The 13,505-nt window shown below is 73.1% G+C and carries 10 protein-coding genes; 8 read left to right on the forward strand and 2 right to left on the reverse strand.

Annotated elements, in window-relative coordinates; genetic code table 11:
- The first annotated feature begins 209 nt into the window (after window positions 1-209).
- Both AWQ68_RS17410 and AWQ68_RS17415 read left to right on the forward strand, forming a co-directional pair.
- A complete protein-coding gene (locus AWQ68_RS17410) occupies window positions 210-1,268 on the forward strand; it encodes a Dyp-type peroxidase (protein WP_066941584.1) in 1,059 nt (352 codons plus the stop codon).
- A complete protein-coding gene (locus AWQ68_RS17415; protein ID WP_066941586.1) occupies window positions 1,265-2,080 on the forward strand; it encodes a family 1 encapsulin nanocompartment shell protein in 816 nt (271 codons plus the stop codon). The genes AWQ68_RS17410 and AWQ68_RS17415 overlap by 4 nt, the downstream gene beginning before the upstream one ends.
- A 34-nt stretch (window positions 2,081-2,114) precedes the next feature.
- Here AWQ68_RS17415 and AWQ68_RS17420 read toward each other — a convergent pair whose 3' ends face one another.
- Complete coding sequence (locus AWQ68_RS17420) at window positions 2,115-2,789, reverse strand: ATP-binding cassette domain-containing protein (RefSeq protein ID WP_066941588.1); 675 nt, start codon at window positions 2,787-2,789, stop codon at window positions 2,115-2,117.
- 257 nt (window positions 2,790-3,046) lie between these two features.
- Between AWQ68_RS17420 and AWQ68_RS17425 the strand changes: the two genes are divergently transcribed.
- The 6 genes from AWQ68_RS17425 to AWQ68_RS17450 all read left to right on the forward strand — a co-directional run bounded on the left by AWQ68_RS17425 (window position 3,047) and on the right by AWQ68_RS17450 (window position 12,319).
- Window positions 3,047-6,295 carry a type 2 lanthipeptide synthetase LanM family protein gene (locus tag AWQ68_RS17425; RefSeq protein ID WP_084464111.1) on the forward strand — a complete coding sequence of 1,083 codons (3,249 nt, stop codon included), beginning with the start codon at window positions 3,047-3,049 and terminating at the stop codon, window positions 6,293-6,295.
- Window positions 6,292-8,529: a peptidase domain-containing ABC transporter gene (locus tag AWQ68_RS17430; RefSeq protein ID WP_066941590.1), complete on the forward strand. Its 2,238-nt coding sequence runs from the start codon at window positions 6,292-6,294 to the stop codon at window positions 8,527-8,529. Before AWQ68_RS17425 ends, AWQ68_RS17430 begins: the two co-directional genes overlap by 4 nt.
- Window positions 8,530-8,591: 62 nt before the next feature.
- Window positions 8,592-8,780 carry a mersacidin/lichenicidin family type 2 lantibiotic gene (locus tag AWQ68_RS17435; protein ID WP_066941592.1) on the forward strand — a complete coding sequence of 63 codons (189 nt, stop codon included), beginning with the start codon at window positions 8,592-8,594 and terminating at the stop codon, window positions 8,778-8,780.
- Window positions 8,781-8,817: 37 nt separating this feature from the next.
- A complete protein-coding gene (locus AWQ68_RS17440; RefSeq protein ID WP_066941594.1) occupies window positions 8,818-9,009 on the forward strand; it encodes a mersacidin/lichenicidin family type 2 lantibiotic in 192 nt (63 codons plus the stop codon).
- Window positions 9,010-9,017: 8 nt separating this feature from the next.
- Complete coding sequence (locus AWQ68_RS17445) at window positions 9,018-9,209, forward strand: hypothetical protein (protein WP_157545387.1); 192 nt, start codon at window positions 9,018-9,020, stop codon at window positions 9,207-9,209.
- A 278-nt stretch (window positions 9,210-9,487) separates the two neighbouring features.
- On the forward strand, window positions 9,488-12,319 hold the full coding sequence (locus AWQ68_RS17450) for a helix-turn-helix transcriptional regulator (RefSeq protein ID WP_169808937.1): 2,832 nt from the start codon (window positions 9,488-9,490) through the stop codon (window positions 12,317-12,319).
- 104 nt (window positions 12,320-12,423) lie between these two features.
- Here the strand turns inward: AWQ68_RS17450 and AWQ68_RS17455 are convergent, their stop codons facing one another.
- The gene (locus AWQ68_RS17455) at window positions 12,424-13,161 is read right to left on the reverse strand and encodes an MgtC/SapB family protein (RefSeq protein WP_066941599.1); all 738 of its coding nucleotides are present in this window, start codon (window positions 13,159-13,161) and stop codon (window positions 12,424-12,426) included.
- Window positions 13,162-13,505: the final 344 nt, after the last annotated feature.

Below are 13,505 nucleotides of genomic sequence, written 5' to 3' on the forward strand. Positions count from 1 at the left end.
GAGTTCCGGCCGCACCAAGCCGCCCTCAAACCTGCCTATGTCTTGATTTGAGGCCAGCCGCCCGGAGCATGCGGACTGACCACGTTTGGCGGGAGGATGGCGCGTTCGTTGCCGACGGCTCCGCGTGGTGGCTCAGGGTCGGGGCATTGCTCGCTAGGTGACCCGAGCTCGCACCACGACGCACCCATCGCGTACCGAGAGGTGACGCGATGGCGGAACCGATCCCGCAGGAGGTGCTGAGCCCGCTGACCAGGTCGGCGCTCTTCCTCGTCGTGACGATCGATCCGGGAGCCGAGTCCCGCGTCCGGGACCTGCTGCCCGAGCTGTCGGGCCTGCAGAAGGCGGTGGGTTTCCGGGCGCAGGAAGGCCGGTTGAGCTGCGTCACCGGGATCGGGTCGCAGGCCTGGGGCCGGTTGTTCGCCGGACCACGTCCCGCCGAGCTGCACCCGTTCCGCGAGCTGGCCGGGCCCGTCCACCGCGCCGTCGCGACACCGGGCGACCTGCTGTTCCACGTCCGGGCGCAGCGGCCGGACCTGTGCTTCGCGCTGGCTTCGGAGATCATGGATCGGATACGCGACGCGGTGACGGTCCGCGACGAGGTGCACGGATTCAAGTACTTCGACGTACGCGACCTGCTGGGCTTCGTCGACGGGACGGAGAACCCGGTCGGCCCGGCGGCCGGCGCGGCCGTCCTGGTCGGCGCGGAGGACCCGCGATTCGCCGGCGGAAGTTACGTGATCGTGCAGAAGTACCTGCACGACCTGCGGGCGTGGAACGCCCTGCCGGTCGAGGCGCAGGAGATGGTGATCGGCCGCAAGAAGCTGTCCGACATCGAGCTGGACGACGCCGTCAAGCCGCCCGACTCGCATGTCGCGCTCACCACGATCGTCGACCCCGACGGCACCAAGCACGAGATCCTGCGTGACAACATGCCCTTCGGCACGGTCGGACGCGGCGAGTTCGGCACGTACTTCATCGGCTACGCCCGCACCCCGGCGGTGACCGAACGCATGCTGGAGCGGATGTTCCTCGGCGATCCGCCGGCGCGGCACGACCGGATCCTGGACTTCTCCACCCCCGTCACCGGCACCCTCTTCTTCGTCCCCGGCGTCGACTTCCTCGACGATCCGCCCGATGCGCCCGCCGTCGCGGCCGCGCCCCGGGCCGAGGACCGGGTACGCGGCGACGCGGGCACGCCGGTCGACGGGGAAAGGCCGCTCCAGCAGTCCCTGGGGATCGGCGACCTCAAAGGGAGCGACCTTCGATGAACAACCTGCATCGGGAACTCGCGCCGATCTCCGACGCAGCGTGGGCGGACCTGGAGGAGGAGGCGCGGCGCACGTTCCGGCGGCACGTGGCCGGCCGTCGCGTCGTGGACGTCGTGGGGCCGGAAGGGGTGCGGCTGTCGGCGGTCGGCACCGGGCACCTGCAGCCCGCCGAACCTCCCGTGCACGGTGTCGTCGCCCGCACGCGGCGCGCCCAGCCGATCGTCGAACTGCGCGTGGCCTTCACCGTCGACCGGCAGCAGGTCGACGCCGTCGAACGCGGAGCCAAGGACGCCGACTGGCAGCCGGTCAAAGACGCCGCCCGCCAGCTGGCCCTCGCCGAGGACCACGTGATCTTCGACGGCTACCCGGCGGCCGGCGTCATCGGCCTCCGCGCCGTCTCCTCCCATCGCGCGATCCCGCTTCCTGCTGACGCACCCGGCTACCCCGCCGCCGTCAGCCGGGCGATGGGCGCACTGCGGCTGGCCGGCGTCGACGGCCCGTACAGCCTGGCCCTCGGCGCCGACGCCTACACCGCCGTCAGCGCGGCGACCGACCACGGCTATCCGATCCAGAAGCACATCGCCCGCATCCTCGGCGGGGAGATCATCTGGGCGCCCGCCGTCGACGGCGCCTTCCTGCTGTCCACACGGGGCGGCGACTTCGAGCTGCACATCGGCCAGGACGTCTCGATCGGCTACCTCTCCCACGACGCCACCGCCGTCCAGCTCTACTTCCAGGAAACGCTGACCTTCCTCGCCTACACCGCCGAGGCCGCAGTGACGCTCTCGCCCGCCGCGCCCCCGCCCGCCTGAGCCCGCCGCGCCCGGGCGGAGCTGTTCGACCACGTCAGGGCAGGCGGTCGCCGTCGGCGTGGTAGGCGACGCGGCCGTCGGCGAGCACCGCCATCCCGCCGCAGACGCGCAGCAGGCCGTCGTCCATCCTGCGGGAGCTGACCATCACCATCCGCTCCTCGCCCAGGGCGGCGGCCAGCTCCCACAGGCTCGCCCGCTCGTCCGGAGTGAACCGGGCGGGCAGCTCGTCGATCACCAGCAGCCGGGGATCGGTGATCAGGGCCGCCGCGACGGCGACCCGCCGGAGCAGCTCGCCGCCGAACTCCGCCATGTTCCGGTGCGCCACCTCGGCCAGCCCGACGAGCTCCACCACCTCGGAGATGCGCCGCCGCCGGAGGGCCCGGTCGTGCAGCCCCCGGGACAGGCCGACGTAGTTCAGGTACTCGGGCACGGTCAGGTCGGGGTACCGCCCGGGCGCCTGCGGCACGTACCCGACCATCTGGAGCCCCACGTCCCGGCCGACCGGGCCCACGAGCTCCCTGCCGTCCAGCTCGACCTTTCCGCTGGTCGGGTGGACGAGCCCGGCGAGGATGCGCAGCAGTGTGCTCTTGCCTGCTCCGGCGGCGCCGAAGAGGCCGAACACGCCGCCGGGGACGCTGAGCGTCACTTCGGCCAGCGCCCGCACCCGTCCCTGGAACACCTTCGTCAGGCCGCGTATCTCGATGGTCACGCCGAAATCTCCAAGACACCGGGGGCAGGGACGTACAACGTCGTGTTTCTTGGATCCCCGGCCGGAGTCTCGGCTCCGGCCGGCTCTTGCGCCACGCGAGGCGCCCCTCTGGGCCCGAAGCCTCGCTAGAGCAAAGTAAGAGACCCTCATCAGGGGATCAAATAAGGGGAATCCCTGAGGGTTTTCCCCGAGGCTGCCGATCCGCCGTCTGCCCCAAGCTGACGCCATCTGTTCGACTCTGTGCTTGGGAGTAGTTCATGTCGGACACCACGGTCCCGGCGATCGATCCCATGGCGCCGGCGGGCCTTCCGTTGTGGGTCAGGGCGCTGACCCTGGCGGAGCGCGTCACGGCGGGTGCACCCGAGGCCGCGGACCCGGCCGACGAGCGGGCCCGCAGGCGGCTGGAGCGGTGGAAGCGGGCCCACGGCCTCGGCGACGGGACGGCGTTCGCCGCGCGCCTGGCGGCGTTGCCCGCCGGCTGCGGGAGCGAGGCCGGGCTGCTGGCGCTGCTCGCCGAGCCTCCCGAGCGGTTGAGCGCCAGGGTGGACACCGTCCCGGACTGGAGCGGGACCCTCGACCGCGTCCTGGCCAGCGAGTGCCGCGACCGGACCATGCCGGAGGCCGACTGGCGGCAGGGCATGGCGGCGATCGTCGAGCCGTTCGCCGACGACGCGCTCCGACGCCTGGAGCCGGACCTCCCCCGGGAGCACTTCGACGCGCTGCGCTCCGACATCGCCCGCGCGCTGAACGTCGCGCTGCTCGGCCTGGCCACGCGGACGCTGGTGCTGGAGCTCAACGTGCTGCGCGTCGAGGGACGGCTCACCGGGGAGACGCCCGAGGAGCGGTTCGCGTCCTTCGTCGCGCACTTCACCGCTCCCGAGGGGCGGCGCGCGCTGCTGGCCGAGTACCAGGTGCTCGGACGGCTGCTCGCGCAGCGGGCCGACCAGACCGTCACCGCAGTGCGGGAGTTGCTCCGGCGCTGGGCCGCGGACCGGGAGGACGTCGTCGCCGCCCTCTTCGGCGCGGCCGACCCCGGCCCGGTCACCGGGCTCACGCTCAACGACGGCGACACCCACCAGGGCGGCCGGGCGGTGGCCATCCTCCGCTTCGCCTCGGGCGCGCGGCTGGTGTACAAGCCGCGTTCCGTCACCGTGCACGCCCGGTTCGCGACGCTGCTGGGGTGGTTCGACGAGCGGGCGGGCCGCATGGGCCTGCGCGTCCCCGAGGTGCTGGAGCGCGACGGGTACGGCTGGATCGCGTTCGTGGAGGCCGCCCCGTGCCACTCCATGGAGGAGGTGGACGGCTACTACCGGCGGCTCGGCGCGCTACTGGCGCTGTTGCACACCATCGAGGCGGCGGACTTCCACTTCGAGAACCTCATCGCCCACGGCGACCAGCCGGTTCTCATCGACCTGGAGGCGCTGTTCCACCCGCAGCTCGCCCGTCCCGTGCTGGAGGAGGGCGAGGACCCCGCGCTGACCGTGCTGAACTCGTCGGTCACGCGGGTGGGGGTGCTTCCCATGCTCCTGTCGGGCGAGGGCGGCGAACTGGACCTCGGCGGGCTGGGCGGCGATCCGGGGGCGATGTACCCCTTCGCCCTGCCGACGCTGGAGGACGGCGGCACCGACACGATGCGGATGGTGCGGCGCCGGACGACGCTCGGCGGCGGCAGCAACCGGCCGACGCTCGGCGGAGCCCCCGCCGAGCCGGCGCACCACGTCGACCAGCTCGTGCTCGGCTTCCGTGCCGGCTACGACGCGATCCTGCGCCACCGCGAGGAGCTCACGGCGGAGGGCGGCCCGCTCGCGGCCTTCGCCGAGCTGGAGGTCCGCGCCGTGCTGCGCGCCACCACGGTGTACGGCACGCTCCTCGATGAGGGAACGCATCCCGACCTGATGCGCGACGCCCTGAACCGGGATCGCCACCTGGACTTCCTCTGGTCGGCGTCGACGGTCGGGGAGTCGCTGCTGCGGGTGGTGCCGTACGAGCAGGCCGATCTGTGGGCGGGCGACATCCCGCTGTTCACCGGGCGCCCGGACTCCCGCGACCTGTGGGACAGCCGCGGCGAGCGGATCCCCGAGTTCTTCCCGGCCAGCCCCCTCGACCTGGTGCACGCCAAGCTCGCCGGCATGGGCGCGGCCGACCGGACCCGGCAGGAATGGATCATCCGCGCGACCCTGGCGACGCGACCCGCCGTCACGGGCGCGGCTCCCCGCGAGGAACCCGACCGTCCGCTGGTCCCGCCGGAGACGGCGGCCCGCTGCCTGGAGCACGCCGTACGGATCGGCGACCGGCTGAGCGAGCTGGCGATCCGCGACGGAGAGCGCGTCTCGTGGCTGGGGCTGCAGCCGGTCGGCGAAGCGGGCTGGCGGGTCTCGCCGCTCAAGACCGACCTCTACGGCGGACACACGGGCATCGCGGTCTTCCTCGCCAGGTTGGGCGCGGTCACCGGCGAGCGCCGCTTCGTCGATCTGGCGCGGCGGGCGCTCTGGACGATCCCTCCGCTGCTCGACCGCTACCCGCTCATGCCGGCCGAGCAGCGCGGGCGGTTGTTCGGCCTGGGCGGGTTCAGCGGGATGCCGGGGCTGGCCTACGGGCTGGTCCACGTCGCCTCCTGCGCCGGCGAGGACGGGGTCCCGTCCGTGGTGAAGGCCGTCGAGCACGTCGCCGGGCTGCTGGACGAGGACGTCCCCGACCCGCTCGACATTCTCAGCGGCAGCGCGGGCACGATCGGCGCTCTGCTCGCCGTCCACGCCCACACCGGTTCGGAGCGGGCGCTGGACATCGCCGTCACGTGCGGCCGGCGGCTGGTGGACCGCGCCGAACCCCGGGAGCACGGCGTGGCCTGGCCCGCCGACGGGGCGAGCCGGCCGCTGTCGGGCTTCTCGCACGGGGCCGCGGGCATCGGCTGGGCGCTGATCAGGCTGGGCGCGGTGACGGGCGAGGCCCGGTTCACCGAGACGGGCCTCGCCGCGTTCGCCGGGGAGCGCGCCGACTACAGCCCCGAACTGGGCAACTGGCCCGACCACCGCGTGGACCGGCGCGACGACGCCGAGAGGTTCGTCTCCCACATGTACGCCTGGTGCCACGGCGCGCCCGGCATCGGCCTGGCCAGGGCCGGCGTGCTGGACCTCCGCTCCGACGCCGATCCGCACGCCGACGCCGACCTGCGCGCCGACCTGGAGCCGGCGCTGGCCGCGACCGTACGCGGCGGGCTGTCGCTGCGCGGTCACAGCCTCTGCCACGGCGTCTTCGGCAACGCCGACCTGCTCCTGCTGGCCGAGGAGCGCGGCGCCCGCCTCGCCCCCGAGGCCCGGAGCGCGCTGGCGCGAGCGGTGGACTCCCTCGACCGCGACGGTCCGGTGTGCGGCACGCCGGGAGAGATCGAGACGCCGTCGCTCATGACGGGCCTGGCCGGGATCGGCTACGGCCTGTTGCGGCTGGCCTCGCCCGAGAGCGTCCCCTCCGTGCTCCTCTTCGAGCCGCCGAAGCGGGTGACGGCGTGAACCGGATCCGCGCGGCCCTCATGGCGGTGCTCGCCCTGGTGCGCCGCCGCACCCGGCGCGTTCCCCTGCGCCAGCAGCTCACGGCGACGGAGTGCGGCATCGCCTGCCTGGCCATGATCGCCGGCTACTTCGGACGTCACACCATGATGGCCGAGTGCCGCGCCTTCCTCTCCGCGGGACGGGACGGCCTGTCGGTCGGCCGCCTCATGGACGCCGCGGCCCGGCTCGGCCTGGCCGCGGACGTCGAGCAGGTGGCCCCGGCGGACCTGCCCGACGGCCCGCTGATGCTGTTCTGGCGGGGCCGCCACTTCGTGGTGCTTGAGCGGCGCACCCGCCGGTGGGTCCGTATCGCCGACCCCAGCGGCGGACGCCGGCGGCTGACCCACGCCGAGTTCGCCGAGGAGTACAGCGGGATCTGCCTGACCCTCCGCCCCGAGCCGGACTTCCGGCCGCGGCTGGGCCGCGCCCGCGACTGGCCGATCCCCCGCTACCTGCGCGAGGTGCTGGCCGTACCGGGGACCCGGACGCCGATGGCCGGCATCCTGCTGGCGTCGGCCGCGCTGCAGGGCGTCGGGCTCGCCCTGCCCCTGGCCACGGCGTACGTCGTCGACACGCTGCTGCCGCAGCGCCAGGCGGGACTCGTCCCGCTGCTGGCCCTCGGGGTCGCGGTGACCGCCATGACGCACGCCGGCGCGGCGCTCATGCGGGGCTGGGTGGCGATCACCCTGCGCACCCGGGCCAACGCCGTGCTCACCCGCGGCTTCATGGCGCATCTCCTGCGGCTGCCCCTGCTGTTCTTCCTCCAGCGGTCCCGGGGCGACCTCCTGATGCGGCTGGCCAGCGTGATGAGCGCGCGCGAGGTGCTGACCGGCCAGCTCTTCATGATCGTGCTCGACGCCTCGATGCTCAGCTTCTACCTGGTCGGCCTGGCCGTGATGGCCCCCGCGTACCTCGCGCTGACCCTCCTACTCGGCCTGGTCCAGGTCGGCCTGATCGCCGTGACGTACGGCAGGCAGGGCAGGCTGGCCAAGCGCGAGCTGTACGCCATGTCCGAGGAGCAGGGCTACCTGGTCGAGACGCTGGACGCGGTGCTGCCGCTCAAGGCGAACGGCGCGGAAGCGCGGGCGCTGCGCCACTGGGGCGCCCTCTTCGAACGCCACCAGGACGCCAGCCTCCGGCGCGGCCGCTCGTCGGCCGTGGTCGAGGCGGCGCTGAGCACGATGCGTGTCCTGTCGCCGCTGGCCATGCTGGTGCTCGGCGTGAGCCTCGTGCTGGACGGCACGATGACCGCCGGTGCCATGCTGGCCGCCAACGCCGTCGCGGTGTCGGTGCTGACCCCGCTCGGCTCCCTCGCCACGGCGGGCCAGTCCCTGCAGTCGGTCCGGGCGCAGGTGGAGCGCATGCACGACGTGCTCGACTCCGGGCAGGAGCGAGTCGGCCCGACCGGGCTGCCCGGCGGCGGGCCCATCGGCGTGGAGCTGTCCCGGGCCACGTTCGGGTACGACCCGGAGGCCGCGCCCGTGCTCCAGGACATCTCGCTCACGATGCGGCCGGGATGCAAGATCGGCGTGGCCGGCCGTACCGGATCGGGCAAGAGCACCCTGGCGCTGATGGTCCTGGGCCTGCTGCGCCCCGACAGCGGCGAGATCCGCCTCTCCGGTGTCCCTCTGGAGGAGCTCGACCTGCACGAACTGCGGGCGAGCTGCGGCGCGGTGCTCCAGCACCTGTCGCTCTTCGACGGAACCATCGCCGACAACATCACCATGGGCAGCCCGGACGCCTCCCAGGCCGACGTGGAGTACGCCGCCGACGTGGCCGGACTGCACGACGACGTCCAGCGGATGCCCATGCGCTACGCGACGCGGGTCGGCGAGGGCGGCATGGCCCTGTCGGCCGGGCAGCGCCAGCGGGTGGCGCTCGCCCGGGCCCTGGTCCACCGTCCCCGGCTGCTCATCCTCGACGAGGCGACCAGCCATCTGGACCCGGCCACCGAGCGCAGGGTGGACGCGGCGCTCAACCGGCTGCGGGTCACCCGGCTGGTCATCTCCCACCGCCTGTCCGCCATCGAGAACGCCGACGAGATCGTGGTGCTCGACGCCGGGCGCATCGCCGAGCGCGGCACCCACGCCGAGCTGCTCGAACTCGGCGGCCACTACGCCGCCATGTTCGGCCCCCTGACCTCCGGAGAGACCGCGACCGCCGCCGAGCGGCTGCCCGGCCTCGTCCGGAAGTGACGCCGCGCCACGGCGCGGCACTCCAAGGAACCGCACGACCCATCGAAAGGAAGTGAAATCACATGGACCGCGACCTGATCCGCGCCTGGAAGGACGAGGACCACCGCGAGGGCCTGGCCGCGATGGCCCACCCCGCGGGCGACATCGACCTGAGCACGGCCGCCGGCGCGAGCAACACCTGGTGGATCACCAGCACCGCTCCCTGCACCTTCGTCACCGTCATCTTCGGCACGTTCAAGAAGGCCGAGTAACGCCTCCCCTCCCTCACTCACAGTAAGGAACCCCCTCATGAACCATGACCTGATCCGCGCCTGGAAGGACGAGGACCACCGCGAGGGCCTGGCCGCGATGGCCCACCCCGCGGGCGACATCGATCTCACCTCCGCCACCGGCGGCGACGCGCAGGTCACGAGCTGGATGTGCGTCACGGTCGGCCTGTCGCTGCTGCTGCGCTGCTTCCCCGGTCAGCCCCAGGTGTAGTGATGCCGATGAACGAGATCCGCGCATGGAAGGATGAGGACTACCGGGAGGTCTTCCCCGGTCTGATCCACCCGTCCGGACAGATCGACCTCAAGTCGATCAGCGCCGCGGGCGGGGACTCCTTCAACCTCACCAGGATCCTCACCTGGTGGTTCTGCGGCCCGGTCGGGACCGAACACCCCAACGTCCCGGCTCAATAGCCGCCCCGTATGGCCCGCCCGGGCGTGGTTCCGGGCGGGCCATCGCCATTCGGGCCGGCCCAGAAGGCGTTGGTCGGCGTGAAGCACAGCTCGACCTCGTTCTCCTTCAGTACCTCCCTTCACCCCCCCGTGCGATGGGGACGCGACCCCTCCGAGGGAGGGGGCATGACCCCCGACGGACCGTCATCACGTAGGAGGAACGTCGTGGCACCCGTTCCTAGTTTGGTCGTCATGACACGTCTAGGTCGGGACGAGATCCCGCGTCTCGGATGGTGACCATGCACGATCCTTTCTCGGCGTCGCCCGGGCTGATCGGACGCGCGGCCGAACTGGGTCGTGTCGACCGGGCCGTCGGCGACGTGGCCGCCGGGCGGTTCCGCACCGTCTCCATCACCGGAAGCCCCGGCATCGGCAAGACGCGGCTGCTGGCCGAGCTGGGCCGGCGCGCCGGGGAACGCGGCTTCGCCGTGATGTCCGGCAGAGCCACGGAGTTCGAGAGGTGCTTCCCGTTCGCCGTCTACGTCGAGGCGCTGACGCCGTGGTCGCCGCCCCATCCGGACGACGCGGAGGCGCGGGCGGCGCTGGAAACGCTCGTGTCGATCTCCAGGGGAGACCGCGAGCCCGAGGCGAGCATCGACCGCTATCGGCTGTATCGCGGCATCCGGCGCCTGCTGGAGGTGGCGCCCGGCTCGATCGCCCTGCTCCTGGACGACCTGCACTGGGCCGACCAGCCCTCCCTGGAGCTCACCGAGTATCTGCTGCGCAAGCCTCCGCGCGGCGGCCTGCTCGTCGCGGTGGCGTACCGGCCCGCGCCGCTGCCCACCGGCGTCGTCGCGGCCCTGCCCCAGGCGGACGACCAGGCCGTGTTCCTGGACCTGCGTCCGCTCGAGGAGAAGGACCTCGCGGAGCTGTTCCCCGGGGCCGGCGCGCATCGGCGACGGCTGCTGCACAGAGCCAGCGCCGGCAACCCGCTCTATCTGCACGCGCTCGCGGACGCCGGCGACTCGGTCCTGGCCGGGTTGACCGGCGGCGAGTACCCCGTGGGCGGGCCGCGGGCGCTGCAGGGGCTGCTGCTGGCCGAGCTCGACGTGCTGCCCCACGACCTGCGCCGGGTCGCCCAGGCGCTGGCCGTCGCCGGCGACCAGGCCTCCCTCGATCTGGTGGCCTGGATCGCCGAGACCGGCGAGGAGGAGACCGCCGACGCGCTGGACCGGCTCTGCGCGCAGGGCGCCGTGGTGCCCACCGACGCGTTCTTCACCTTCCGGCACCCGCTGCTGCGCGCGGCCGTCTATCGGGAGGCGGGCATGGGCTGGCGCACGCGGGCGCACGAACGCGCCGCGGCCTACCTCGACGCCCATCGCGGGCCGGTCACGCTGCTCGCGCATCACGTCCAGCGGTCGGCCCGGCAGGGCGACGAAGGGGCGGCCGCCATCCTGCACGAGGCCGCGGCGGGACTGCTCGACGTCGCGCCGGCCACCGCGTCCCGCCTGCTGCGTACCGCGCTGCGCGTCCTCCCCGCCCGAGAGGACCTGACCGCGCGGAGGATGGCCATGCTCATGGCGCTCGCCCGGGCGGTCGCCGCGGTGGGCGAGCTGGCCGAGAGCCGGGAGATCCTGAAGGCGGTGCTGCCGGGGCCGGAGCCCACGTCCCTGGAGGCCGCGGGGTTCGCGTCCGTCCTGTCCCGCCTGATGGGCGACCTGGACGCGGCCAAGCACCTGCTGGCCAGGATGCTGAACCGGGGTGCCGATTCCTGTCCCCACACCGCCAACATCCTGATCGAGCTGGCCGCGCTCGACTCGCTGCGGCTCGACAGCGACGAGGCGTGGCGGCACGCCCTGGCGGCGCTGGAACAGGCCGGTGAGCTGGGTCATGAGGCGCTCGCCGCGACGGCGCACAGTCTGCTCGCGCTCAACGCGGCGCAGCAGGCCCGTATCGGCGACGCCGAGGTCCACGTCGAACGGGCCACCCGGCTCGCGGACGGCGTCGCCGACGCGGAGCTGCGCCCGCACGCCGCGCTCTTCGCGCCCCTCGCGCTGGTCGAGGCGCAGCTCAACCTCCGGGATCAGGCCGCCCGGCACCTCGCCAAGGGGCTGGAACTGGTCGGATACCAGGGGCTCAACCCCGGTTTCCCCTTCCTGCGCATCGTGGAGGTCGTCCTGCTCACGCGCGAGGGACGGCTCTCCGCGGCGGTCGCCGCCGCCGAGGAGGCGGCCGAGCTGGCGGCCTTTCCCAACAGCCATGAGCTGACCGCGACCGTGTGGGCGGCGGCGCTGCCCGCGCTGCTGTGGCTGGACGGCCCGCAGGCCGCCCTCGCCGCGGCCGACCGGCTGATCGGCCCGGCGCTCCCCCGGTCGGCGTGGTGGTCGGAGCTGACCCGGCTGAACCTCGCCACCGTGGACTTCCACGCCGGCCGGGTGGCCGCCTGTCTCGCCCAGCTCACCGCCGGCCCGTGGTCGCCGCAGACGGCGGTCGGCGCGGGCATCTACCGGCAGGCGCTGCACGCGGTCTCCGCGGCTCGCTTCAACGACCTGCACAGCGCCCTCCTCCTGTCCGACCTCGGCCTCGCCGATGCCAAGGGCCTGGGCCTGGACCACCAGCTCGGCGCCGCGCACATGGCGCGGGCCGAGGTCCTGCTCCAGTACGGCGAGCTGGAGGAGGCCCTGCCGCACGCGTCGGCGGCGGCCACCTACTTCGCCGACGCGGGCGCGCCGATCGACGAGGGCCGGGCGCGGCAGCTCCTGGCGACCCTGCACTCCCGGAACGGCGACCCGAAGGCGATGCGCGACGAGCTGGCCCGGGCCAAGGCGCGCTACGCCGAGTGCTCGGCCGCCTGGCTGGAGAAGCAGCTCGCCAAAGCGGAACTGCGCATGGCGGCGAGCCTCAGCCGGCAGGCCGAGGAGCCGGCGGGACTCAGCGAACGCGAGCGGCAGATCGCCACGTTGGCCGGTTCCGGCCTCACCAACCGCGAGATCGCCCAGCGGCTCTACCTGAGCCCCAAGACGGTGGAGGCCCACCTGGCCCGCGTCTTCGCCAAGCTGGACGTTCGTTCACGCGTCGAGCTCACCCGCCGGCTCGCGGAGGAGGGCATCTCTCCGGAGCGCTCGCCGTAAAAGACGCGCCGGACGAGCCTGGTGGACGGCGATCTGCGGTGTACGCCCGATTCATCGTGTAGCCGGCACCGTGGCGTGCTCCTCCTCCGCCGCAGAGCGAGGGTCTACCGGGCGGGCACGACCGGGCCCGGCATCGGCACGGCGCGGTCGTCGGCGGTGTGCCACTCGACGGCGTGGATGCCCGGCTCAAGGGACATCCGGGCGACCAGATGCTCCAGACGCGCCGGAGCGTCCCCGTCCAGCAGAAGGTGGGCGGTGAGCCGGGTGTCGCCGCTCCCGTCGGTTCCGATGCTGTCGATGCCGCGGAGGATCACCTCGCCGCCGCTCGTGCACTGGACGAGGAGGGCGCGGATGTGCTGTTCGGCCTCGGCCAGGCAGGTGAGGGTCAGCAGGTACGGGTGCAGGTCCTCGTCCGCGGCAGGTGTGTCGTGGTCGATGAGCCGTCCCAGCGGCCGGCCGAGAAGGTGGACGGCCAGGACCACGACCGTGGCGATCCCGGTGAAGGCGAAGTGCCCGGAGGCGGCGAGCACCCCGACGGCGGCCGAGCACCACAGAGTGGCGGCGGTGTTGAGCCCGCGGACGGTGAATCCGTCCCGCAGGATCACGCCGGCCCCGAGGAAGCCGATCCCGGACACGACGTAGGAGGCGACCCGGGTGGGGCTTCCGCTGTCGCCCACGGCGTCGGAGTAGAGCACGAAGAGGGTGGCGCCGGCGGCGACGAGCGCGTTGGTGCGCAGACCGGCCATCCGGGCACGCCACTGGCGCTCCAGACCGATCAGCGCTCCGCACCCCACGCCGACGGCCAGACGCAGGACGAACTCGACGGTGGTCAGAGTGTTCATGATCGGTTACCTCCTCGCCGCCGAGGCGTTCGTGGCGTTCGAGGCGCGCATCGGGGACGCCGCGCGTCGCACGCATGTGGTCATCACCAGTGTAATTGGCTAGTTGCGCGAATACGCAAATAGGGGTTACCGTCCTCTCGGGTGCGATCGTCACCCGTGCCTGTCGTGAGGAGGTGACCGACATGGATGGCTGTAGCAGTCCGGGCCATGATCGGCCCTGCCTCCGTTCTTCCGCGCGATAACCGATCTCCCTTGCGCGTTCCCTGAGCCGCCGCCGTCGGCGGGCTCCCCTTTTCCTCATCCGATGTTCCGTGCCCCGCGGCCGTCCGGCCGCGGGGTTCCCC

The organism is Microtetraspora fusca, from assembly GCF_001570365.1.
Taxonomy (GTDB): domain Bacteria; phylum Actinomycetota; class Actinomycetes; order Streptosporangiales; family Streptosporangiaceae; genus Microtetraspora; species Microtetraspora fusca.

Coding starts and splice junctions, on each gene's coding strand:
- AWQ68_RS17410 (WP_066941584.1), top strand. CDS start 210: ATGGCGGAACCGATCCCGCAGGAGGTGCTGAGCCCGCTGACCAGGTCG.
- AWQ68_RS17415 (WP_066941586.1), top strand. CDS start 1,265: ATGAACAACCTGCATCGGGAACTCGCGCCGATCTCCGACGCAGCGTGG.
- AWQ68_RS17425 (WP_084464111.1), top strand. CDS start 3,047: ATGTCGGACACCACGGTCCCGGCGATCGATCCCATGGCGCCGGCGGGC.
- AWQ68_RS17435 (WP_066941592.1), top strand. CDS start 8,592: ATGGACCGCGACCTGATCCGCGCCTGGAAGGACGAGGACCACCGCGAG.
- AWQ68_RS17440 (WP_066941594.1), top strand. CDS start 8,818: ATGAACCATGACCTGATCCGCGCCTGGAAGGACGAGGACCACCGCGAG.
- AWQ68_RS17445 (WP_157545387.1), top strand. CDS start 9,018: ATGAACGAGATCCGCGCATGGAAGGATGAGGACTACCGGGAGGTCTTC.
- AWQ68_RS17450 (WP_169808937.1), top strand. CDS start 9,488: ATGCACGATCCTTTCTCGGCGTCGCCCGGGCTGATCGGACGCGCGGCC.
- AWQ68_RS17455 (WP_066941599.1), bottom strand. CDS start 13,161: ATGAACACTCTGACCACCGTCGAGTTCGTCCTGCGTCTGGCCGTCGGC.